A 21,998-nucleotide genomic window follows, 5' to 3' on the forward strand; every position below is an offset into this window, starting at 1 on the left:
GAGGGGGTTCTAGAAGGGTAAGGTGTACGAAGTTCGTATCGGCTGACTTCTGCTTAATTTTTAAAACTGGTATGAGCAAGTGAGCGGAAGCCGATGGTGAAGCTAGGGAACTATTTTTTCATAACTAGGTGTCTGGATTGTAAATAACACCAAGCAAAATAATATTTTTTGACGTGGATCGCCCAAATTTTCTGAAAGTGTGTCTATCTTTGCTTCTACATATATTCCCTTGGGGCTTACCCTTGGAAGCTATTGCACAGACAACTTCTCATCGCCAATTACTAAGCAAACCCAAACAAACAAATAATCGTAGCAACAAAAGTGGCAACCTCCAAGTTAAGATACCTGTTAAGAAACTACCAGCACGCCGGGAAGCTGGGAGTACACGTAGAGGTAGCTGTATTTCTGGCGATCCAGCACTTTTGGCTTTATTGTTGCCTACAACTAATTTGGGATTGACAAGTGCTGCTTATCCTCAGTTTTTTTGGTACTCACCTAAAAATACAGCCCAACAGACAAAGTTTTCCTTGTATAAGATAGACGAGCAAGCACGAACCCTTCTTTACAATACAACCTTCAAACCCAGCACTGAAGCAGGCGTGACTAGTTTAGCCCTACCTAATCAAGACAAGACTTCGCCTTTGGAAATTAATCAAACTTATTATTGGACTGTATCAATTATTTGCGATCTCACAGATCCTTCACCTAGCTCTGTGATTACCGTAGATGGTTGGATACAAAGAGTCGCTCTCAGTCAGAATGTAACTAATCAACTGCAGCAATTGAACTCTAAAGAGCGTATTCCTATCTATGCCGAGCAAGGTCTTTGGTTTGATACACTATCAACTGTAGCAGAACTACGCGCCTGCAACCCCTCTGACAAGAATTTATCGAACCTCTGGATCAATCTGCTACAACAAGTTGAGTTAGCAGAATTTGCCCAACAACCTTTACAGCAAGAATGTTCTCGTAGGTGAGAGGTTACTACTTAAATATGTAAACTCTTAATAGCATATTGAAAATTTGTCAATAAACAACAATAGATTTTATCTACTTTTCTGTCTTTCTTTGCAATACTTAACTTAGTTTTAATTAAAAATAGTAAACATAGATTAAAACTAATAAAATTCATCATCATTCATTAAGTTAATCGTGCAATATTAAGAGTAAGCTAAATAAGTAAAGCCTAGTTGAAAATTATTCGTCACTAGGTGCAAACAAAAATAACATTTGTCAATATTTAGCGGTGTATAGTCAAAAGCATTAAATTCGCATTCTATTGACTATTTACTGTTGAGTATCGATGATGTTATTAAGCAAGGCGGTGAAAGTTAAGCCAATTACAAGAGATTGCAAACCAAAGCTACGTGAGCAACAAGGCGTAACGATGATCAACAACATTTTGCTAGCTGTCTCTGGGCTGGGACATGCAGAAGAGATGCTGAAAACTTTAAAGGAAATACCATCAATTCAACGTGCAAAAGTCACAGTTTTGCACGTTGTTCCGCCACAAAGCACCGCCGGAGCCATGACAGCTAAGTGGGAAGAAGGTGGCAAAATTTTAGCTAATGCTATTCAAACTTTGAATTTAGATCCCAGTCAAGTCTCTTCAATATTGCGGCAAGGCGAACCCAAAGATGTAGTTTGTCAAGTAGCAGAAGAAATCGATGCAGACTTAATTATTATGGGTTCTCGCGGACTAAAACGACTGCAATCGATTTTAGCAAACTCTGTCAGTCAGTACGTTTTTCAATTATCTTCTCGCCCCATGTTGCTGGTAAAAGATGACATTTATGTCAAAAAAATAAACCGCATTATGGTAGCAATAGATAATTCTGAAGCTTCAAAACAGTGCTTGAATTTGGCATTATTTTTAATTCGAGACATTAAGGGAGGAGAATTAATTCTGTCCCATGTAATCACAGATTTAGGAGGTGAATCTGCTACATCAACTCAGATTAATCCTGAACAACATCCTGTTTTAGCAGGCGCTGTCGCAGAAGCTAAAAAACAAGGTGTACAACCTCGTTGCGTACTGAGTATGGGTAAGCCAGGTGAAAAAATTTGTCGCTTGGCAGAAGAGTTAAACGTAGATCTATTATTAATTGGCTCTCCAGATCGTCGTCCTTCAATTGCTAAGAGTTTTGTCGATCTAGATCGACTTTTAGGTTCTTCTTTGTCTGACTACGTCAGAATCAATGCTACTTGCCCAGTCTTATTAGCACGAACTACTGCCGCTTAAGATAAGATTTTGCAGTTCATCAAGTCGTAGCAGAAGTAGAGACGCGAAATTACCCTCCAGGAATGCCTGCGGTATAAGCGTCTCTACAACGTTTGTATTTGTATTAGAGTCTTAGTGAAATTGTATAAAACGCCCTATTTTCGCCCCTTTGAGATATCTGCAATCGGCGATCCCTTTCTACGTTGGTGTTGCTGAATTATGGGATGATTACGCCCAATTTTGAGTCAATTTTTCATGGTTTCAACCTCTAATTCATATCAAACCCAAGTAAGCAATTTTTGTAGAGTGGACACTGCCTATCTTTCCTCAAAACCTTATTTTTACATTGTGGATAGTGCTCACCCTACTATTAAAGCTCTTCCTTTTCATAGAAATTATAAACATACCTCAAGAGAGATGGATGTTTGTAACAAGGAAACCAGTATTAGATATAGCGTAGTTTTCCAGATATTTGATTTTACTGGAGCAAGCATTGCCTTGTTAGGTACTAATCATAAGCAAAAACAGGCAAATAACAGATTTTTCAGGATTTTGAATAGGAGATAGATGATGGTAGATGATTTTTTGCGAAAAGCGAACGACTTTATCGGCGGGTCAAAAGACGAAGAACGTAAAAGAGAATATGATACTCACAGAGGACGGCGGGTATATCCAGCTAGTGAAGATCGTTACGATGAGGAAGACGATGAGGAGTATTCTGGCAGCGATCGCCGTTCTCGTAAAGACCGCTATGATGAGGAAGATGATGATGAGGACGATGAAGACTAGTAAGCCATAGTCTTAAAAGCTTCCTCATCTCAGTTGCAGTATGCGTCTGTGCCTCCAGCAGCCCAGAGCAGCCGAGCTTTCAATACTATAGCTACGATGGGCTACGTTCCTAGCTTAAGAGCGAGCTTACTATTTCTGTGAGCCAGTCTCCATGATGACGTTACCGTGTTGGCAATGAGGCACAATGGTTGCCTCGTTTGAAAGCGATACTACCTGATTAGCTGTTTCGATTTGCTGCCCGCAAGCGATTGAACCTGATATGAGCTACGGCAAATAATGATTTTATTTACTTGCTCGATTTTCTCGAAAATACGGTAGCCCTAAAGCTGATGGAGATGTAGATTTACCAGCTAATCCCAGAAGCGCGAGTAAGGCGATCGCATAGGGTAACATCACCAAAAACTGATAAGGTATATTCGCGCCCAAGGCTTGAATCCGCAATTGTAAAGCTTCGGTGGCACCAAACAGCAAGCAAGCTAAAGCACTGCCAAGGGGATGCCACTTGCCAAAAATTAAAGCTGCTATAGCAATAAATCCTTTACCGGCACTCATGCCCTCAGCAAAATATCTGACTTGAACTAAGCTTAAATAAGCACCCCCCAAACTGGCAAGACATCCACTGATCACTACAGCTAAATAACGCACGCGCTGTACAGATACTCCCGCAGTGTCAGCAGCCTTTGGATATTCTCCTACCGCTCTTAAGGTTAAACCAAAGCTAGTTTTAAATAAAAGATAAGTAGTAAAAATAATCAAAATTAAAAGTAAATATACAAGAATATCCTGCTGGAATAATAAAGAACCAATAAGCGGAAGATTGGCAAGACTAGGAATAATGAGCGGCTCAATTCCTGGCAAACGCTGCGTACTACCACCGTGAAACACTAGCCGTGCCAAAAAAGATGTTAACCCAGCTGCTACCAAATTAATCGCCAAACCGGACACTAATTGATTAACGTATAAACTAACACATAGAAAAGCATGAATTAGTCCGACAAATCCACCAGCTATTAATGCTGCGAATACCCCAATCCAAACATTTCCAGTGGAAAAAGTTGCAACTGAACTACTAAAAGCACCAGTTAGCAACATACCTTCCAAAGCAATATTTAGCACTCCCGAACGTTCCGAGTATAGTCCACCTAACGTAGCATATGCCAAGGGTACAGCAAGGCGCAAACTGGCAACGAGGTAATCTAAGAAAAAGTCATTTGTCATTTTGTTTAAGGCGGGTTGAGCAAATAAGCGATCGCCTCCAATAGAGATATCATTGACAAAACCCATCCGTATAGTATTTGCTGGTTATCTTTTTTAAGGTAAAGATTTTTAACCAATCAAATAATATAAGCAACTTCTTTGACTGGATTGAATTTTATTGTAGATGACTATATTTATCCACAGATTAAATTCTGAGGTGACAAAATTTTTTGAAATAAATTTTTTCTTAGCTAAAGTTCAAAAAGCTTGAGAGTCAAAAGTGCAAAAATCAGTTTTCGCCAACATAAATAAAGATAAGAAGATTACAAAGCTAAATTGAAATGCCTTGTAATCTTCTGGCCCCAGAAATACTTGTCTGAATCAAATCTAAAGCTTATTAAAAAGTAAACTCTATTCTAGAGACAATACTCTTCTATCCAAAGAAATAAATCAATTTTACATAATAATGTGATAGTTAATACATTTTCTTTTGAATATAATATTGCTAATATAAATACCCATACTTCTGTTTGGATTAGAAGTTAACAGAATAATAATACTATTTAATCAATGGAATCTCTGGTGATAAAGCAATATTTAAGATAGCTTTACAGCAATCAAGGAAATATTTGTATTGACAAATACATATTTATTTAATAAAAAATAAACTTTTGATATAAAACCACTCTATTCTTTAGTTAGAAGATAGTAAAAATATTAGTAGTTAACTTAGTTATTAACTACTAATTAAAAATGGAAATTAAAAATGAATAAAAATCAGCAGCTAACACCACCGAAATTTACTATCCATCAGTTTGTGTGTTTTATTGGAGGTGTTGGCACAATTTTAGATTTTCAAGTTGATGCCAACACCTGGAAATATGCTGTTGAGATGGAAAAGGGGCCAGAACCAGTTATGGGTAGAATTGGTAGTGAAACAACAATTTTATTGCACGAAATGGATATTCACGGAGTAATTAGTTAATTAGCTAGTCTATATTTCTTAAAATTATGTATCTGTGAGCATCAAAATAAATTCTCCCTTGTTTCTTTAACTTACACAACAATCGTGTAATAGTTACTCTGGTAGTACAGCAAGCATTGGCAAAATCTTCGTGAGTTAAGCGAACTTTAAGGCGGGTTCCCTGTACTACTGTTTCCCCTATTTCCTGTTTCAAAAGTTGCAAAAAACACTCTAATCTATCATGCACTTTTCTTAATCCAGAAATTACTAAAAAAGATTCTGTTTGCTGTAATCTCTGATTGATTTTAGGTAAAAGAGCATGACTTAAACTTGGAGAAGCTATGATTTCAAATACCGAAATTGAGACTAATTCAGTATCCGAAAGTGCTATAGCTTGGTAAGTGTTTAGAGAAGTCATGTAAGAGCCAAAAACCATTCCTGGAACAGCCAATCCTACTAGCACTTCTTCATTGGTTTCACAAAGCGTAGTTAGTTTTACCAAACCTTGATGAACATACCAAATTGTCTGTGGATCTAAAGGGATAATTTCTCTTTTAGAATATTTATGTAGGGGGCGAGCGCTACTAAAGTTATAATCTTTTTTGTTTAGTGCTAATTCCCCTCGTCGAGAGTCAGTTAGATCTCGTAGTAGCCAACGTAAGTTTTGAGGTTTTCCCTGCTGGTTATAGGTAACAGCCACTGTTAATGCTGCATCAAATAACTCACCTCCACGTTGTTGCAAGCTTATAATTAACTCTTGGCTTTTGCGATGTTGGCTTAACTGGGTGAGGAAGTCACGAAAGTATTGACGCTGCTCTAAGGCAACAAAACTAATCATCAGTTTGCCAACTAGAAATCGCTTTTCAACATTCAGCAACTTAGTAGCAGTATAGTTAGCTTCCTGAATGCAGCCCTGGGCATCAGTTACTAAATAGCCGTCTGGTGCTTCCTCAAATAGCTCCTCGTAACGTTGGTACTGCTCTTCTAAAATTTCTTGTGTTTGTTCTAGTTGCTCATTTTGCTGGTATAGTTCCTCTATTGCATGATGCAGTTTTTGTGAGGCGGTACCAAGTTCGAGCAAAGCTTGGGGTACTGCATGAGCTGGCACAGGCATAGCAATAACATTTTCGTACAGTTTAGCTATACGCTGATCCATTGCTCGTGTTTTTTGAGCAAATTTGTCTATTTTTACTTTATTTACATCTTTTGTCTTATCTACATCCATTTTAGTTTTACCCATCTTAAAAATAAGGTAGAGGACAGTAGGAAATTGGGATGGCCACGGGGAAAGAGAACTAACAGACGCAGACAAGGGGTAAGAACGCGCTCCCCATCTCACTTCTCCTTGTCCTCTTCTATACACATTTCAGCAAGGGTTACTAGTTGAACAAAAAGTTAACTGCCTAATATAGTTTCTTGTAAACCGTAGCTTTTTAAAAGCAATACTTCTATAACTTGAGTGAAAAAATCTAGTATTTAACAACATCTAAAATCGATGAAAACTGACTAAAATCACCCTCTGTTGCTGCTAAATGCTAAACAATTCATCTTCAGAAAAGTTTCTTGATCGTCATAAATGCTTGCTTGTACGCGATCGCAGAATCTGAGACATAATCAAAAAAGTATCATAAACTCTTCCAGCATTTTTGCTTAATCAACGCATAAATGTTTACATTATAAATCGTATACATTTATACAATTATTTATTACTGCTTTACTAGAAGATAGCTACTGTTATCTCCTCCTAGCTTCTTCCATAGGAATAAATATATATATATCAAACGAACTGGTTTTATGTTAATTAAGTTTGTAACCAGAATCACAAAAAATCATTATATCTAATCAAGGACAAGTAGTAGCGCATCTCATCTAGATGAAGTACATTACCCCCCACTCTATCGGGTAGCGTCTGACGTGAAGGTTAGGGAGGGGTTACTCCATTAACTTGCAATCCGCTGTATTTGCAAAACGAGCAATAGTTCGAGTTTATAGGTTTATGGCGATCGCTTTCCAAGCAATTGTTAAGAAAAATTGCGTTATGCAATCTTGATGAATGCGCTCTAAATCCATGCTGACAAAAACGAAGAACAAAATTGCTCATCAGACTTTGTGAAGCGTAGTGGCAATCCTGGTTGAAGTTTATATGAATTACACTCAGCCGTTACTACAGTCATACAGCAAGGGGGAACAATAAAATCGTAAAGGAAGCACAAAACCAAAAAGGTAAAGGCAATATAGGAATGTTAACAACCAGGGAGTATCAGATACTGTACGCAGTTATGGAATTTTGTAACGAAACTGGTGATTTGCGAGCGCGATTACTCGGCTTATATGGATTTAATGTTACTCAGCAAGAACTAAATGAATTGAAGGATAAAGTGTTGCAGTTAGCAACGGGGTAGTGATACATCTACTATTGTTGACTAGCAAGCTCTACTTAATTGTTTAAGCGTTTTCAAATACTTATAAATCGGAGCGGCGGGATTTGAACCCACGACCTCCACTACCCCAAAGTGGCGCGCTACCAAGCTGCGCTACGCCCCGACAACCTTTATATACTAACACAAACTTTGAAATAAACAATAGTTAAACTAAAAAACCTTAAGCATTCCAGCGGCTTGCAGCAAACCTGGAATAGCACAAGCACTCCATTTACCTTCTACACAACGACCCGTATTCATCATCAAGCGAAGGCTATAGTTATGAGGATAACCTTCTACCTCCATCCAAAGTAAATCACTTTCGGCTTCACAGGCAATTTTTTCTTCATCCATTAATTCAGACGAAAGTTGCTGCATTGTGTCTGCTAACTGTAACAGTAATCGGCAAAAATCATCTAATTCTGCTTCTGTTAACTCAATCGCCCAATCGTCTGTACCTACTAAACCTTTAAATTCAGGTGCAGATGGACTCCAACCAATACGCCAACCAGATCCACTTTTAATTACACGTTCCATACATTGAGTTAGTAGTTAGTAGGAGTTATTTTAACCACTATCCACTAACTAATTCTGACTAAAAACATTGACTAAAGCTTGCACTAAGGCATTTCGCTGCTGACGATTGAGGCGACGAATAGCAGCGCGATCGCCTGCAAATGGGTTTTGGCGCAGTGTATCATGACCTGGATATAGTGTTTCATACATAACTTCATTTGCATCCAGGTAATCAGCCAAAGTTAATTTCCAATCGAGTCGATAGTTTGGTGGACGCCCCTTAACATAAATGTGATAGCGGATCATGCGACTAACTAAGGTGTTGTTTGTAGCAACTTTTCCTGTTTCTTGGCTAGTATAATTATTTTCCTTTGGTAAATCTGGCAACTGTTTATATACTTGTTGCCAAACTTCACTAGGATTGACTCTCTGAGCATAAGCAGGTTTGGCAAAGAACAAACTAGTGTATGTTAATTCAGTTTTACTGAAACCTAAAATTAATACACTCAAAACTAATATTATCTTTACCCCCTTTTTGAAGGGGAGTACAGAGAGTATCTGCCAAGACTCAAGCATAAGCTGCAATAAGGATAATTTTTTGCTCATTCTACTTGGCAAATAGTGCTTCTTTATACTTCACCAATAATTTCTGGTTGAGTTAGTTCGTCTGACATCTCAATAATTGCCCTCAACACTGGCTTCATCATAACATCATCGTTATTTTCAAAGTCTTCGTAACGCCGACGTTTTGCACGATTTGCCACCTGAACCGTAATGCGGTAGCGATTTGAGGCTGCACTAATCAGATCCTCAGCGCGATGCATGATTTGGGTTTGGGTAGTCTCGAACTTAGAACGCTTTAGCATATTTACTGGTTCTTGGGATCATTTTTAGTTTAGCAGGATAATTAATTGTTAGTGGATAGTGGTTAGTAGTTAATGGTTGATGGTTAGTGGATAGTGGGAAATAAATAACTACTACTATATGTACGGGCGGGTTTTAATAGCAATCTCTTAAAACAAAAAAATATTCAAAATAAGCCCACTCCTACTGTACGGGCGGGTTTTGTTAATGTTCTTTCGACTAAAACCAATGATTTATCTTCTAAACCCGCCCCTACAACCTACTATCTCTTGATAGAGGTTTTTTAGCCGTTGATAAATCTATAAAGGGGTTTGTAGCACTACTTGAAAATAAAGTTACAAATATTATGGCTGACATTGTGGAAACTGCCGTCAATGCTGGTTATTTCAAAACTCTGTTAAAAGCTGTTGACATTTCTGGGCTTACGGAAACTATCAAAAGTCCTGGCCCATATACAATATTTGCACCTACCGATGATGCTTTTGCCAATTTACCCCAGGAAACGTTAGATTCTTTGCTGCAAAACAGTGAGAAATTAAAGAGAATTGTTGCCTATCATGTTGCCTTTGGGGATGTCAGATCTGATGATTTAGCACAACTTGACGAAGCAGAGACTGTTGAGGGGTCGGTTGTAGCTATTGAGTCTAGTAACGGCAAAATTAAAGTAAATGACGCCAATGTTATCAAGACTGATATCCTAACCGATAATGGCGTCATTCATGTAATTGATGGGGTATTAATGCCTGCAATATTGGCTGGACACTAAATGTAGAATAAAAAATTACCCTACACCCAAAATGCAGCCAGTACGTGGAGGTAGATTTAAACTCAGAAGCTTATTTTCTTCCTCACCGTACCACTCTATCTCAGCAGTACCATATAGAAGCTTTTGGGGTTGGGTACGTAAACAATTTGTATCTATATTCGCTTTGACTGAAGCAGTACCAGCGTTAACAGCTACAACTATTTCCTCTGTATCTAAAGTGCGGGCAAACACGTACAATTCTCCTTGGGCATACAAAACTTGGTAATCACCCGTGCGCAAGCATGGGTAAGCATGACGGAGGGCAATTAAGTGGCGGTGGGTATTGAGAATTTCTCGATCCCAGCTGGCTTCCAAAGGAAAGCCACGACGTGAATCTGGATCGAGACGACCAGGTAAACCCACTTCATCGCCATAATAAATACTGGGCGCACCAGGGAATGTGAGTAACAATAAAGTTGCTAATTCCACACTAGGGCGATCGCCTCCAGCAATACTAAGCAATCGGGCTGTATCGTGACTGGCAAGCAAATTTAATTGGGTGAGTTGAATTTCCCAAGGGTAAAGTTGCAGTAGTTGCTTTATTTTGGCAGCATACTCGGCAGCAAACAAAGGTGGGTAGGGATGATAGGAACGTCCTTGTACTTGTTCGATGTCTACGCGATCGCCTGCGGTAAAAGCGATCGTTGGCGCGGCAAATAAGTAATTCATCACACCATCAAATTGTGTGCCATCCAACCACTGACGAGAATCGCCCCAAACCTCACCAACAATATAAGCATTAGGGTTGATCGCTTTGACGCGATCGCGAAATTCCTGCCAAAAACCAGGAGATTTAATTTCAAATGGCACATCTAAACGCCAACCATCAATGCCAAATTTAATCCAAAATTCGGCAATTTCCATGATATATTCCCGCACCTCTGGGTTGTCATGATTAAATACTGGTAGCGCTCGATTTCCATCCCAACCCACATAATTAGCAGGAAATTCCCCATTATAAGGAGCAAGAGGCCAATCTTCTATTTTGAACCAATCTACCCAAGGCGAATAAGGGCCATTTTCCAAAATATCGTGAAAGAAGAAAAAGCCACGACTAGCGTGATTAAATACTCCATCTAAAACTATTTTGATATTACGGATATGGGCTGCATCTAGCAATTCTTTAAATGCTGGATTGCCCCCTAGCATGGGATCGACTTGATAATAATCATGAGTGTGGTAGCGGTGATTACTTGCAGATTGAAAAATGGGTGTAAAGTAAATGGCATTAATTCCCAAATCCTGAATGTAATCTAACTGTTCAAGCACGCCCCACAAATCTCCTCCTTTATAACCTTGGAGTGTGGGCATAGCATCCCAATCTTCCCAACTGGCATTAGGCAACACCCGTTTGCGGGGTTGTTTGCTTTTGGCAAAGCGATCGGGGAATATTTGATAGAAAACAGCGTGTTTAACCCAGTCTGGCGTATTAATCTGCATCAATCGTTCCTGGTTCCTAATCTATCCATCGCGATCGTTGCAGATACTTGGTTATTTACGTCTCACACTTGTGGTAGAAAATTTTGTTGATAGTCATTGGTTAGTAGGGGCGGGTTTATTTAGATATTTCATTATCCTAGAGAGATTGTTGTTAAAATCCGCCCGTACAGTGGTTAGTAGTTATTCTCCCCCTTCGCTCCTCTGCTCTCCTGCTCCTGCCGTGTCCCTCACTCCCCTCTCCCCTTTTCCTCTTTTTGGCAGAACTGCTTACCTAGAAACAGTATTTTTGTCCCCAAGTTCGTTAGAATGAACTGCCATCTATAAATTCTTCTTTCGGCAAACCTTGTGCAGTAACCATATTTGACTGTATCTGGTGAATACCCCCCAGTCTCAGGCACGATGGTTATGTTACCTTGACTTCTGGTATGGCTGAGTGTTTGTTAACTCAATATAAAAACTTGAGTGATGACCTCGGTACAGCCTAATGTAGGTGTGCAATAATTTGCCGCAAGAATATACTTCATACCCTCTTTGCTCATACCGCGAGGTTGGACAAAGATTTTCGGATGATGACAGTCTAACCCTTACTGGCTGCGCCACAACCAATCGCTGACGCGATATAGTTGCAGTACCCTTGCGAGGTTTTCGATGGATTGGACTAGCTTACTCAAAGCTCAACAAGCTGATTTCCTTCTACGGGTGAAAAAACCAAAGACTTATGATGTATGTTTACTAGAAAGTCAAGTTAAAGGTTGCCACACTGAAATAATTGCTTTTTGGGGCGAAATGCTGGAAAAGTTACTGGCAGTTGCTCGCCAACAAGCAGAAATTTTGGCAAAAAATCCGCCTCCAATTCCACCTGAATATCCTGAATATCCTGAGTGGGCTATCCCCTTCCCAACATACTTTCAACAGCAAGCTGAAGATTATATTTTACGAGAGCAGATTGTCGAACAAGTCATCAATCAGCGCTTGGGTAAAACTGTCAAAAAAGTACCGCAAGATACAGTTAAAAATATGCTGTTAGATGATGAAGGCAATTTGCGTAGTGAAAGCAAATTTCCTTACGTACTTGCTGATAATCCCAAAGTCAATATTTTAGTTTGTGTCGCGGATGGAGAAAGTTTTAATGGTATTAAGAAAGATAAAATTAAATGGTCTATTACTCAAGAGGATGCTAAAGAATACCGATTATTAATTTTTCTATGTTTGTTCTATCCGTTTAGTGGCAAAAGAGGATATGAAAAACAAGCTATAGTTATCGGCTTCTTACCTACAAATCAAATTGAATTTAACGAGCCAAAAGTTTTTGTTACTCCCAGTAACTTATTGTATACAGGAGGATTAAATTGGTATTTAGAAACAGGAATTAACAAACTGGATATACCACCAGTGATTGATGAGATTGTGGTGCCAGAAAATACTCAAACTGTACCATCAGAACATCCCCTTAAAAACATTATTGGAGATTGGGAATGCTGGCAAACATTGAAAGGTCATACTAGAGGTATTAACTGCCTTGCTTTCAGCCCAGAGAGTCAAAACCACGAAAACTTACCTTTGGTGGCAAGTGGTAGTCGTGGAGAGACAAAATTATGGGATTTGGCAAGAGGAGAGTTGGTATGTACTTTATCCGAGTATCCTTGGATTTTATCGAGTTTAGTAGATGAGGTAAACGCTCTAGCTTTTAGCCCCGATGGACAAACTTTGGTAAGTGCAGGTGCAGATTCTACAATTAAAATGTGGCACGTAGGCGCCCAAGATTTAATAGATATCCTGCATAAGCACAATGGTATGGTGCGCTGCGTAGCCTTTACCCCTGATGGACGAGTATTAGCAACTGGAGGAGATGACAGAAAAATTTTATTTTGGGATTTGATCCATCGCCAGGTAATGTTTGCCCTTTCTTTGGATGATACCGCGGCTCATTCTTTGGCTTTAAGTCAAGACGGTCAAATTTTAGTAACGGGTAGTTATCGCAAAATTAAAATTTGGCAAGTCTCTCAACAAATAAGCGGCAAACCTCCTATCCCTGAACTATTGCACAGTCTTACAGGTCATATTCATATTGTTTGTTCTTTGGCAATGAGTACAGATGGCAAAATTCTTGTCAGTGGCAGTCGAGATAAAACTATTAAGATTTGGCGGTTAGATACAGGAGAATTGTTGCATACCCTAAAGGGACATAGGGATGGAGTATACGCTATTGCCCTTAGTCCGGATGGACAAACGATCGCTAGTGGCAGTGCCGACAAAACCATTAAGTTGTGGCATCTCTCAACCGGAGAACTACTAGGTACTTTTACAGGGCATACTCACACAGTTACAGCAGTGGCATTCACTGGTTCTGGGGAAATGTTGGTGAGCGGAAGTTTGGATAAGACAATTAAAATTTGGCAGCGGAGTTAAGGATGTTTAATGGGATTTGGTGATGTGTAAAGACGCGATTAATCGCGTCTTTACATTGCTGCTGCTGATCGCGGTTTTATTTGAATCTAAACGGTATGAATTTATTTATCCTTCTAAGTTTGAAGTTGCTTGAGACTTCTTCCTTTTGAGGACGACACCGATACCACCAGCAAGCAAGGTGCCAGCAATCGTAATAGGTTCAGGTACTGGTTCGCCATATTGAACAGAGATGTTGTATCTTAGCGGTTTTGTTGAGGGATCAGATGCAAAAGAAGCTACAGCAATTGTATACAAGCCAGAATTTGGCAATGTAAAAGTTGCTTCTGAGTCACCCCAAAGCCCAGCAGGTATAGCTGGTGGCAGATCGTCATCTCCAATAGCGACTAGTGGAGTGGTAGCTCCATCTGCGAATATATCAGTGTAATCAGAAGTATCTGCTTCAGTTCCAAACCATACACCAAAAGCTGGATCGAGTGCCGCTACCGCTCTTCTCACTGTTACAGTCGCAATATCACCTGCATTGCCAGAAAAACTCCAGAATTTCCACTCCGAAGGATTTCCTGTATTGTCTCCACCTGGAACTGCTCCAGTCTGGGTGCTGCCAAAAGAAAGATTTCCTTCAAATGTTACGGCAGCAGCTTGTACAGAATTAATTGCTCCTAAAGCGATCGCTGTTGTTGTTACAGCTAGTATGGAAAATTTCTTTACAATTGCAGTAGTGGTGTTTGCTAGCTTCATTAGGTAAAGTACTCCTGTTGCTGATTTTTGTAGGTAACCAAAGTCAACTGCCCAGCAATGTTATAATTAATTTTTGTAATTTATGTCAACCAATTCTCAGTATTCTTACTTAGATAAGATATGAGGATTCTCCAAGGTTATACAGCCTGTTTTACAAAAACTTGATACTAAATAATATTTTTTTTATATCTTTGGATAGATGAAAATCTGAGCTAGTAGAGAATTTGCAATTAAAAAAGCGATCGCTCTTTTACCGGGGCGATCGCTTTTTTTCAATTCAATTTTTATAGCAGGGAACAGAAGAGGATGGGGGGACAAGGAGAAGAATTTTTCCTTATTCTCCCACTACTCTCTGTATTGAAAGAGAGTATAGGGGAGCCAGTGCAAAGGTGAACCAGCACTCTTGGGAGGGTAACACGAGCGCCCGGTGGCTGGTGTCTACTGCCATCTGCCTTCTTACACCAGCAATGTTTGCATCAAAGGCTTATCTTCCGATATCTTACCTGTGCGCAACCATTCTTGAAGTTCAACAGGTGGTTTGGCTTGGTTGAGTTTTTCCCGCAGTTGTGCGCCTTCAAGAATTTCCTTTTGTAGCAATTCTTGTGCAGTTTCCTCTAACAAGTCTCGGTTTTCATGCAGAATCGTCAAGGCAATATGGTGAGCATTATCAACTATTTGCTTCACCTCACGGTCAATTTCCTCAGCCACTTTTGGACTAATTGCACGACGTGGGTTACCATAGCCTTCGAGAAATTGTTGTTGAATCTTCTCAAATGCTACTGGCCCCAGTTTCTCACTCATACCGTAAAGAGTAATATAGCGTTCTGCCAAGTCAGTGGCTTTTTGGATATCATCACTAGCACCAGTGGAAACTTTACCAAAAACAACTTCTTCTGCTGAACGTCCACCCAACAGGGTAGCAATGCGACCGCGAATTTCGTCTTCTATCATCAAGAAGCGGTCTTCTTCAGGCATCTGAATAGTGTAACCCAAAGCACCCACGCCTCTGGGAACAACAGATATTTTCTCAACTTTACCAGCACCCGGCATCAAAGCACCAATGATGGCGTGACCAACTTCATGATAGGCAACGGTCTTTTTCTCTGTTTCATTCAAGACGCGAGAGCGTTTTTCTAAACCAGCAACAACGCGCTCAATCGCTTCATTGAAATCTGCCATTGCCACTCCTTGACGATTTTGTCTCGCTGCCAGCAGTGCAGCTTCGTTAACAAGGTTAGCTAAGTCGGCTCCAGCAAAACCGGGTGTTCGGGCAGCAATAATTCCCAAATCAACATCATCAGCTAGTTTGACGTTGCGGGCATGAACTTTCAGAATAGCTTCTCGACCGATTTTATCAGGACGATCCACAACAACTTGACGGTCAAAGCGTCCAGGGCGGCGCAAAGCTGGATCAAGAATTTCTGGGCGGTTGGTAGCAGCAATGATAATTACACCAGTGTTGGCATCAAAGCCATCCATTTCGGTGAGCAGCTGGTTGAGAGTTTGTTCTCGTTCATCATTACCGCCCATCATAGGGCCTGCACCACCACGAGATTTACCCAGTGCGTCTAATTCATCAATAAAGACGATACAGGGAGCTTGTTGTTTAGCTTGCTCAAACAAGTCACGAACACGGGCTGCACCTACACCCACGAATAGTTCGATAAATTCTGAACCAGAGATGCTAAAGAAAGGAACACTGGCTTCCCCAGCAATGGCTTTTGCCATTAATGTTTTACCTGTTCCGGGAGGCCCCACTAAAAGCACGCCTTTAGGGATTTTTGCGCCCAGACGGGTGTACTTAGCAGCATTTTTGAGAAAATCAATAATTTCTTCTAACTCTGCTTTCGCTTCGTCTACACCAGCTACATCAGTAAACTTAACACCAGTGCTGCCTTCAGAGTAAATTCGAGCTTTACTTTTACCTACAGTTAACGCCGCAGGGCCACCACCACCCCGGTTGAGTAAAAATCCCCAAATGCCAAAGAAAATAAGGGGTGGTACAACCCAGCTTAAGAGAGTAGCAATCCAGCCATTTTGGCTTGGTGGTGGTGCAGCAAATTTGACGTTATGATCGCGAAGAATTTTCGGTAAATCTAGGTCAATGGCTACTGGTGTAGTCTGGAAAACTTGTTCTACTGTTTGGTCATCAGGTGTTTGAGTTTTGATAGAATACTCGATGCGATCGCTACCTACAACTGCCCGATCAACTTTGCCTGCTTCTACCTGAGCGATAAAGTCACTATAAGGAGCTTGTGGCAACCTCGGCCCAGAAAAGCTAGGAACTATAAAGTTAAGTAGTAACAACAAAGTAAAAAGAATCAGCAAACTGCCACCAAATTGACGTATCCTCGGTGGTTTAATTTTATTTTTGTTATTAGTTTCTACAGGCATTTTTTATTCATTCTCCGATTGAAAAGTTTTTATTTTTGGTTAGTACTAACTACTGTACGGGTGGGTTTAAAAGATAAATCCTCGGTTTTAAGCGAAAGATCATCAGTAAAATCCGCCCCTACTTAACCACTAACCACCATCAACTCAATAACAGCGCCAAGAAACCACACAAAGCAATCCCATCAAACACTCCAGCCCCTCCAATACTCAAAACTCCCGAACTTTTTGAAAACTCCCGAACTTTTTGCTTGAATATCCTTAAGGTGTAATAAGTCAGCACCAATCAAAGTTCCAAGAATCCCACCAGCAAAAGCAACCGGAGCAGCATGAGCTGGGGCAAGTAACATTGCAGATACCACGGCAGTGAGGGGAGCCAGTAAGGGATTCATTTGAATACCTATTCCCGGAACTACCCGCGCTGCATAGTAGCTAACAACTGTGACAATGGCAGTAACTAACAAAATTGCCAGGACATTACCTTGCGTAAATTGATACAGTGCTAACAGTACCGGAATCAACCCACCGCCAATATTTAAGGCAACAGTATTAGAACGTTGCACTTTCCTTAAGGGGATACCCCAAAATTCTCTTAACCATAAATCAACAAAATCATCTGTCACGGCAATGGTAGACTCTGTGCGGTATATAGGTATATTGATAGTGCTGCCTAAAATCACCAATATTAGTAATGTAAAAGCAATACTGGGAGAAAATCCCAACTTAGCTACTGCAATTTCTACTATGTCTACTGCTACAACAAACCAAAGGAAAGGTATGAGCAGCAACAATAAAAGAAATAACAGCAGTGAAACCGGCAAATAAATCATGACGGTGTACAAGCAGGAGTTTTATTGCCGAAGTTCAGATGACGAAATTCGCTCTAAGCTTCTGTTTTAATTGACTTGAGTTTATTGTAAAGATTGTTGTTACAATTCATTTTCGTATCTACCCCCCCAGAAAATAGGAATTGCCGTACTCTGATGGAAAATCAGCTTAGATTTATATTGAAAGTCTTTTTACTCTCTGCCATAATTTCGATTTTGATTAAGTATGTGGGGCCTTATTTAGCGATCGCGCAAACGGGAAAAAATGCTCTGATTATAGTATTGTTGCCAACAATATTTATGGCGATCGCCTTACTATGGCGATTTCAAACACACAAACAAACCTAAGGCTATATCCTCGTTGCCAAAATTGCTAGAATTCAGCTAACTTAGCTTAGTTACAAAAAATAGCAGTTTGTCAACTGCCGGGAGTTAGGGAGTGAATCTAGGTCAATGGATTGGCTTAATCGCCTTAGTCTTGTCGTTATATATTTTGTGGCAAATACGTGAAGTACTTTTACTGATATTTGCTGCTGTTGTATTAGCTACTACCTTAAATCGCTTATCCAGACGCTTCCAAAGCTCAGGAATGAGCCGAGGATTTGCCATATCGCTATCGGTAGGTATTTTTATTGCTGCGATCGTCGGATTTTTCTGGCTGATTGTACCGCCCTTTGCCCAGCAGTTTAATGAACTTACTTATCGAGTTCCTAAAGGCTTTCAACTATTCAATACTTGGCTTAATCAACTTGAAACTCGCATTCCTGTTCAATTAACTCCATACATACCAGATATAAATAGCCTTACTAAACAAGCAGAACCTTTGATTAATCGTTTGCTGGGAAGCTCTTTTGCTATTGTGTCTGGTTCTTTGGAAGTAGTCCTCAAAATTTTGCTGGTGCTGGTGTTAACAGGGATGTTCCTAGCTAATCCCATCGCCTACCGCAAATTATTTATACGTTTATTTCCTTCATTTTATCGACGCCGGGTAGATGGAATTTTGGATCGCTGCGAGATTTCGCTGGGAGGATGGGTGATAGGTGCTGCTATTGCCATGACCTACGTGGGAATTATGAGTATGATTGGCTTGTTCATTTTGCGTGTACCCTCAGCTCTGGCGTTAGGAGTCTTAGCGGGGTTTATGAACTTAATTCCCAACCTTGGCCCTACTATTAGCGTAGTACCCGCAATGGCGATCGCACTTTTAGATGCTCCCTGGAAATCCCTTGTTGTATTGGGTCTTTACTTTATTATTCAACAGACAGAGGGTAATTTTCTCACACCAATTGTCATGGCACATCAAGTATCGCTGCTACCTGCTGTGACATTAATCTCTCAACTATTTTTTCTCAGTTTCTTCGGCCCATTAGGATTATTACTAGCATTACCCCTAACAGTTGTAGCTAAAATTTGGGTGCAGGAAGTATTAGCTAAAGATGTTTTAGATCAATGGGATAACAAGCCTCCTAGAGAGACTGAGTTTGTCATCGTTTCTGAAAAATCACTAAAACGTGAATCTGAGGCAGAACTAGATGGATTTGTCGTAGAAACTACAACGGATGAGCAAGATAAACCTGTGATGGATGATGAGATTGCAAAAACTGAGGATTAGCACTCTAAAATTTTTCTACGGCAGGTCGCAAATCTAATTCTAAAGTCCAAACGGTCTGATCTTGCTTGTAGAGTTGCCAGTAAGTTTCAGCTATAGCTTTTGGTGAAAGTAGGGTATGTGCTTCTCGTTCTATTGCCATTGCTCGCACTCTTGAAGTATTAATCATGCCATCAATTACAATATGGGCGACATGAATACCTTGGCAACTAAATTCTCGTGCCAGCGACTGGGCTAATGCCCGTAACCCAAACTTACCCACAGCCAAAGCAGAAAAACGGGCAGAACCCCTGATGGCAGCAGTCGCACCCGTAAGTAAGATAGTACCTCTACCTCGCTCTACCATTGCTGGTAAAACCTGTTGAACTGCCAGAAATGCACCAAAACAGTTTATTTTCCAACAATTCTCAAATTGCTCTGGTGTCAGTTCCAGAATTCCAGCCATTTTAAAAGCACCAGCATTGTAGACTAAGACTTCTGGTGCATCGAAGTATGATTTTACCTCAGCAAAGGCTACTTTGACAGATACAGGATCGGTAACATCACAAGGAACAGCCAAAGCTTTACCACCAGCGACTTCAATATCATTTTGGAATTCAGCCAGCTTGTCTGCACTTCTTGCCATTAATCCCACAGCAAAATCTTCACGGGCAAATCGGTGGGCAATGGCAGCACCTAAACCAGAGCCAACGCCAACAACTACAGCGACTTTTGCTTCACTCATGACAGAAAAGCTCTTAAAAGGCAACATTCCTAAAATATATTATTTAGAAATTACTTTTTGTAAACATCCTTTCGATATTTGCGTTGTTTTCGTATGGTTTTGAGAATAGGCGTTGCTGATTTTATGTATAAAAATAACCTTATTTAAAGCCAAAAACCTTGTTTAGAGGTGATATATTACGTTTGTTCATTTGGATTTATACCGCGATGCAGCAGTGTCTGGGAATGAGTACTATGTTAAGTATCAAAATTTCCAAAACTAGAAACAGCGCGCTCGCTCCTAAAGGCATAGTTTTGAGTGCTAAGAAAGACGCTACCGAATAGATAACCCCAACTGCACACTCTGAGTTGTTTTTCTCAGGTTTGATTAACATTTGAATTGCAAAACTGGTAGTTTTACTTCTCATCGCAAAGATTCTAAGTATTGCTATGTCAATGTGTGTTTACAAAAATATTTTTCACCTAGTAACTAAGAATATTTACTGAGAATATTTTTGAGCGACTAAAGATAGAAGCTTGATTTTACCTAATTTAGTGGGTTAGATAGAAGTAATGAGAAAAATTTTTTAATTAAACGACTAAGGCTGAATTATGTAACTCTAGTGCATTGTGCAAACATAAGATAGTTCCCCAGGAACCAAACAGAAGTGGCTAAATTCAAGGTGTGTGTCGATGGAATTATTAGAGTACCAGGTAAAAGAATGGTTTCGTGAGATCGGTATTCCTGTCTTGTCTTCTCAAAAAATTGATCATCCTACGGATTTGAAAAGGCTAAAAATTAACTACCCAATTGTACTTAAATCTCAAGTGTATGGGGGTGAACGGGCAAATGTTGGCGGAGTAAGGTTTGCAGAAACAACCATAGATGCGATCGCTGCTGCCCAAAACATTTTTAATTTACCGATTTTGGGTGAGTTGCCAGAAGTTTTGCTGGCAGAAGTCAAATATGATGCAGAACAAGAATTTTATCTAGCAGTAGTTTTAGATACCGCTGTTTGTCGTCCCATACTTTTGGGCTGTACGGAAGCAGATATAGATTGGGAATCTGCTGGGAAAAAAATGCAGCATGTTGTGGTAGAGCAAGAATTTTCTCCATTTTATGCGCGACGGTTGGCTTTAAAAATGGGCTTGCAAGGTGCGTTAATGCAGTCAGTAAGTGCTGTAGTCGAAAAAATGTATCAGCTATTTATAGAAAAAGACTTAGATTTGGTGGAAATTAACCCTTTAGGAGTAAGTAGTTCCGATCAAGTAATGGCTCTCAATGGTAATGTGAGCGTCAATGAACGAGCGATCGCACGTCATCCAGATCTCGCAGAAATGGCGAGAAAAATAGTTAATCGTCACAGCAACATAGATTTCAAACCACATTTAGGCAACTGGGATGGAGTAGAACTTCACGGTAAAATTGGCATTCTAGGCAACGGTACAGGCTCAGTACTGGCAACTTTAGATTTAGTAGTCAATGCGGGTGGTAAACCAGGTATTTGTCTGAATCTACGCCACGCTTTTCCTACAGATACTTCACCAACTACTTTTCGCGATCGCTTGGATCGAGCTCTCAACATTTTGACTGGTGATAAAAGTATTCAAGTCATACTAATTAATTTTTTAGGTAGCCTTCCTCAAGTGGAAGAAGTGATGGAAGTAATTGCCAACTATGTGCCAAATCACAAGAACGAACTCAAACCACAGGTATTGCGCTCTAATGGCAGTAAAAGCCGCCGTGAAAGTCACTTGCCGCGCTTGGTTGTTCGTCTTGCCGGCTCTGAGTTTGATGCAGCTAGAAAACACTTAGCAACAATTAAAACTCCAAGCGATACATCTATAGTAGTAATAGAAAATTTAGATGAAGCCGTAGTAGAAGCAGTTCGTCTTGTCAAATTAACTTCTCATAGAAAGTTTTGATATTGTTACCTCAAGCTTGCAGTGGCAGTTGAGGCAAAATGGATAAATGATAAATCTACTAAAAATGAGAGACATTAAGCACCTTTAATCTAAAAGGATGTGGCTAGATCAATGCGTGTCCACATAGGCAAACTAATGAAAATCAAAGACTTTAAGCCTGTTGAGGCTAGTTTTGTATAT

General features: G+C 40.0%; 19 protein-coding genes, 1 tRNA gene and 1 pseudogene. 10 read left to right on the plus strand and 11 right to left on the minus strand.

Annotated features, from left to right (window positions below):
• Window positions 1-242: 242 nt before the first annotated feature.
• The 3 genes from U2718_RS21915 (at window position 243) to U2718_RS21925 (ending at window position 3,010) form a co-directional block, all read left to right on the plus strand.
• Window positions 243-977 (plus strand): DUF928 domain-containing protein, encoded by a 735-nt coding sequence (locus U2718_RS21915; protein WP_411813348.1) that lies wholly within the window; start codon window positions 243-245, stop codon window positions 975-977.
• A 410-nt stretch (window positions 978-1,387) separates the two neighbouring features.
• Window positions 1,388-2,242 (plus strand): universal stress protein, encoded by an 855-nt coding sequence (locus U2718_RS21920; protein ID WP_341997234.1) that lies wholly within the window; start codon window positions 1,388-1,390, stop codon window positions 2,240-2,242.
• 546 nt (window positions 2,243-2,788) lie between these two features.
• Window positions 2,789-3,010 (plus strand): hypothetical protein, encoded by a 222-nt coding sequence (locus tag U2718_RS21925; RefSeq protein ID WP_341996930.1) that lies wholly within the window; start codon window positions 2,789-2,791, stop codon window positions 3,008-3,010.
• A 282-nt stretch (window positions 3,011-3,292) separates the two neighbouring features.
• Here U2718_RS21925 and U2718_RS21930 read toward each other — a convergent pair whose 3' ends face one another.
• Window positions 3,293-4,228 (minus strand): ABC transporter permease, encoded by a 936-nt coding sequence (locus U2718_RS21930; protein ID WP_341997232.1) that lies wholly within the window; start codon window positions 4,226-4,228, stop codon window positions 3,293-3,295.
• A gap of 745 nt (window positions 4,229-4,973) precedes the next feature.
• On the opposite strand from U2718_RS21930, the gene U2718_RS21935 reads away from it, so the two are divergent.
• Entirely contained in the window at window positions 4,974-5,192 is a 219-nt protein-coding gene (locus U2718_RS21935) for a hypothetical protein (RefSeq protein WP_341996928.1), read from the plus strand.
• A gap of 4 nt (window positions 5,193-5,196) precedes the next feature.
• On the opposite strand, the gene U2718_RS21940 is transcribed toward U2718_RS21935, so the two are convergent.
• Complete coding sequence (locus tag U2718_RS21940) at window positions 5,197-6,396, minus strand: helix-turn-helix domain-containing protein (protein ID WP_341997230.1); 1,200 nt, start codon at window positions 6,394-6,396, stop codon at window positions 5,197-5,199.
• A 1,015-nt stretch (window positions 6,397-7,411) separates the two neighbouring features.
• On the opposite strand from U2718_RS21940, the gene U2718_RS21945 reads away from it, so the two are divergent.
• Window positions 7,412-7,573: a hypothetical protein gene (locus tag U2718_RS21945; RefSeq protein WP_341996926.1), complete on the plus strand. Its 162-nt coding sequence runs from the start codon at window positions 7,412-7,414 to the stop codon at window positions 7,571-7,573.
• Window positions 7,574-7,641: 68 nt separating this feature from the next.
• On the opposite strand, the gene U2718_RS21950 is transcribed toward U2718_RS21945, so the two are convergent.
• From U2718_RS21950 to U2718_RS21965, 4 genes are all read right to left on the minus strand, one after another.
• Window positions 7,642-7,715: transfer RNA gene (locus U2718_RS21950), tRNA-Pro, on the minus strand.
• 47 nt (window positions 7,716-7,762) lie between these two features.
• Window positions 7,763-8,128: a DUF1818 family protein gene (locus tag U2718_RS21955; RefSeq protein ID WP_341996924.1), complete on the minus strand. Its 366-nt coding sequence runs from the start codon at window positions 8,126-8,128 to the stop codon at window positions 7,763-7,765.
• Window positions 8,129-8,176: 48 nt separating this feature from the next.
• Window positions 8,177-8,713 carry a hypothetical protein gene (locus tag U2718_RS21960; RefSeq protein ID WP_341996922.1) on the minus strand — a complete coding sequence of 179 codons (537 nt, stop codon included), beginning with the start codon at window positions 8,711-8,713 and terminating at the stop codon, window positions 8,177-8,179.
• 23 nt (window positions 8,714-8,736) lie between these two features.
• Window positions 8,737-8,973 carry a DNA-directed RNA polymerase subunit omega gene (locus U2718_RS21965; RefSeq protein ID WP_315791529.1) on the minus strand — a complete coding sequence of 79 codons (237 nt, stop codon included), beginning with the start codon at window positions 8,971-8,973 and terminating at the stop codon, window positions 8,737-8,739.
• 344 nt (window positions 8,974-9,317) lie between these two features.
• Between U2718_RS21965 and U2718_RS21970 the strand changes: the two genes are divergently transcribed.
• Complete coding sequence (locus tag U2718_RS21970) at window positions 9,318-9,737, plus strand: fasciclin domain-containing protein (RefSeq protein WP_341996918.1); 420 nt, start codon at window positions 9,318-9,320, stop codon at window positions 9,735-9,737.
• Between the two features lie 15 nt (window positions 9,738-9,752).
• On the opposite strand, the gene U2718_RS21975 is transcribed toward U2718_RS21970, so the two are convergent.
• Window positions 9,753-11,216 (minus strand): glycoside hydrolase family 13 protein, encoded by a 1,464-nt coding sequence (locus U2718_RS21975; RefSeq protein ID WP_341996916.1) that lies wholly within the window; start codon window positions 11,214-11,216, stop codon window positions 9,753-9,755.
• A 648-nt stretch (window positions 11,217-11,864) separates the two neighbouring features.
• On the opposite strand from U2718_RS21975, the gene U2718_RS21980 reads away from it, so the two are divergent.
• Window positions 11,865-13,625 carry a WD40 repeat domain-containing protein gene (locus U2718_RS21980; RefSeq protein WP_341996914.1) on the plus strand — a complete coding sequence of 587 codons (1,761 nt, stop codon included), beginning with the start codon at window positions 11,865-11,867 and terminating at the stop codon, window positions 13,623-13,625.
• Window positions 13,626-13,730: 105 nt separating this feature from the next.
• On the opposite strand, the gene U2718_RS21985 is transcribed toward U2718_RS21980, so the two are convergent.
• From U2718_RS21985 to U2718_RS21995, 3 genes and pseudogenes are all read right to left on the minus strand, one after another.
• Window positions 13,731-14,363, minus strand: coding sequence for a PEP-CTERM sorting domain-containing protein (locus U2718_RS21985; protein WP_341996912.1), 633 nt, complete (start codon window positions 14,361-14,363; stop codon window positions 13,731-13,733).
• Window positions 14,364-14,819: 456 nt separating this feature from the next.
• Window positions 14,820-16,757 (minus strand): ATP-dependent zinc metalloprotease FtsH, encoded by a 1,938-nt coding sequence (ftsH, locus tag U2718_RS21990; RefSeq protein ID WP_341996910.1) that lies wholly within the window; start codon window positions 16,755-16,757, stop codon window positions 14,820-14,822.
• Between the two features lie 139 nt (window positions 16,758-16,896).
• Window positions 16,897-17,584, minus strand: a pseudogene (locus tag U2718_RS21995) (DUF1614 domain-containing protein).
• 153 nt (window positions 17,585-17,737) lie between these two features.
• Between U2718_RS21995 and U2718_RS22000 the strand changes: the two are divergent.
• Both U2718_RS22000 and U2718_RS22005 read left to right on the plus strand, forming a co-directional pair.
• Complete coding sequence (locus tag U2718_RS22000) at window positions 17,738-17,929, plus strand: hypothetical protein (RefSeq protein WP_341996906.1); 192 nt, start codon at window positions 17,738-17,740, stop codon at window positions 17,927-17,929.
• A gap of 91 nt (window positions 17,930-18,020) precedes the next feature.
• Window positions 18,021-19,193 (plus strand): AI-2E family transporter, encoded by a 1,173-nt coding sequence (locus tag U2718_RS22005; protein ID WP_341996904.1) that lies wholly within the window; start codon window positions 18,021-18,023, stop codon window positions 19,191-19,193.
• A 4-nt stretch (window positions 19,194-19,197) separates the two neighbouring features.
• Here the strand turns inward: U2718_RS22005 and U2718_RS22010 are convergent, their stop codons facing one another.
• Entirely contained in the window at window positions 19,198-19,914 is a 717-nt protein-coding gene (locus tag U2718_RS22010; protein ID WP_341996902.1) for an SDR family NAD(P)-dependent oxidoreductase, read from the minus strand.
• Window positions 19,915-20,585: 671 nt separating this feature from the next.
• Between U2718_RS22010 and U2718_RS22015 the strand changes: the two genes are divergently transcribed.
• Window positions 20,586-21,818 carry a succinate--CoA ligase subunit beta gene (locus tag U2718_RS22015; protein ID WP_341996900.1) on the plus strand — a complete coding sequence of 411 codons (1,233 nt, stop codon included), beginning with the start codon at window positions 20,586-20,588 and terminating at the stop codon, window positions 21,816-21,818.
• The last annotated feature ends 180 nt before the right edge of the window (window positions 21,819-21,998 follow it).

The organism is Chlorogloeopsis sp. ULAP02 (genome assembly GCF_038404745.2).
In the GTDB taxonomy this organism is placed as follows: Bacteria; Cyanobacteriota; Cyanobacteriia; order Cyanobacteriales; family Nostocaceae; genus Chlorogloeopsis.

Coding starts and splice junctions, on each gene's coding strand:
- U2718_RS21935 (WP_341996928.1), top strand. CDS start 4,974: ATGAATAAAAATCAGCAGCTAACACCACCGAAATTTACTATCCATCAG.
- U2718_RS22015 (WP_341996900.1), top strand. CDS start 20,586: ATGGAATTATTAGAGTACCAGGTAAAAGAATGGTTTCGTGAGATCGGT.
- U2718_RS21940 (WP_341997230.1), bottom strand. CDS start 6,396: ATGGATGTAGATAAGACAAAAGATGTAAATAAAGTAAAAATAGACAAA.
- U2718_RS21945 (WP_341996926.1), top strand. CDS start 7,412: ATGTTAACAACCAGGGAGTATCAGATACTGTACGCAGTTATGGAATTT.
- U2718_RS21925 (WP_341996930.1), top strand. CDS start 2,789: ATGATGGTAGATGATTTTTTGCGAAAAGCGAACGACTTTATCGGCGGG.
- U2718_RS21965 (WP_315791529.1), bottom strand. CDS start 8,973: ATGCTAAAGCGTTCTAAGTTCGAGACTACCCAAACCCAAATCATGCAT.
- U2718_RS21920 (WP_341997234.1), top strand. CDS start 1,388: ATGATCAACAACATTTTGCTAGCTGTCTCTGGGCTGGGACATGCAGAA.
- ftsH (WP_341996910.1), bottom strand. CDS start 16,757: ATGCCTGTAGAAACTAATAACAAAAATAAAATTAAACCACCGAGGATA.
- U2718_RS21985 (WP_341996912.1), bottom strand. CDS start 14,363: ATGAAGCTAGCAAACACCACTACTGCAATTGTAAAGAAATTTTCCATA.
- U2718_RS21930 (WP_341997232.1), bottom strand. CDS start 4,228: ATGACAAATGACTTTTTCTTAGATTACCTCGTTGCCAGTTTGCGCCTT.
- U2718_RS21980 (WP_341996914.1), top strand. CDS start 11,865: ATGGATTGGACTAGCTTACTCAAAGCTCAACAAGCTGATTTCCTTCTA.
- U2718_RS21955 (WP_341996924.1), bottom strand. CDS start 8,128: ATGGAACGTGTAATTAAAAGTGGATCTGGTTGGCGTATTGGTTGGAGT.
- U2718_RS21970 (WP_341996918.1), top strand. CDS start 9,318: ATGGCTGACATTGTGGAAACTGCCGTCAATGCTGGTTATTTCAAAACT.
- U2718_RS22010 (WP_341996902.1), bottom strand. CDS start 19,914: ATGAGTGAAGCAAAAGTCGCTGTAGTTGTTGGCGTTGGCTCTGGTTTA.
- U2718_RS22000 (WP_341996906.1), top strand. CDS start 17,738: ATGGAAAATCAGCTTAGATTTATATTGAAAGTCTTTTTACTCTCTGCC.
- U2718_RS21975 (WP_341996916.1), bottom strand. CDS start 11,216: ATGCAGATTAATACGCCAGACTGGGTTAAACACGCTGTTTTCTATCAA.
- U2718_RS21960 (WP_341996922.1), bottom strand. CDS start 8,713: ATGAGCAAAAAATTATCCTTATTGCAGCTTATGCTTGAGTCTTGGCAG.